1 protein-coding gene is annotated in these 462 nt (G+C 70.3%); it reads right to left on the reverse strand.

The window, feature by feature from the left end; translation table 11 throughout:
• On the reverse strand, positions 1-462 hold a 462-nt coding region (locus MKK75_RS18720), incomplete at both ends, for an IS630 family transposase (RefSeq protein ID WP_244044037.1).

A 462-nucleotide genomic window follows, 5' to 3' on the forward strand; every position in this document is an offset into this window, starting at 1 on the left:
CTTTGTCGTAGCCGGCGGCGTCGAGGCAGTTGCGGCCCTCGTCTGGCGTGAAGCGGGTGAAGGCCTGCCGGATGGCCTCCCGGAGGTCGGGTACGGTGCGGGTGGCTGCGGTCCGCAGCAGCGCTTTCAGCTTGGCGAAGATCTGCTCGATCGGGTTGAACTCGGGGCTGTCGGGCGGAAGGTCGAGCAGTCGGGCGCCGGCCGCTTCGACCCGCTCGCGGATGCCGCTGACCTTGTGAGCTTGCAGGTTGTCGAGGATCACGGTGTCGCCGGGCCGCAGCACCGGGACGCGGCAGTTGGCGACATAGTCGCGGAAGCGCCGGCCGTTGGTGGCCCCATCCGCGAGGTCGAGGGCGCACAGGCCGGTGCTGCGTAGAGCGGCGGTGACGGTGGTCGTTTTGTAATGACCCTGTGGCACGAAGAGCCGGCAGCGCTCGCCGCGTGGGGCGCGGCCGTAGCGGC

Origin of the sequence: Methylobacterium sp. J-030 (assembly GCF_022829545.1) — a bacterium.
In the GTDB taxonomy this organism is placed as follows: domain Bacteria; phylum Pseudomonadota; class Alphaproteobacteria; order Rhizobiales; family Beijerinckiaceae; genus Methylobacterium.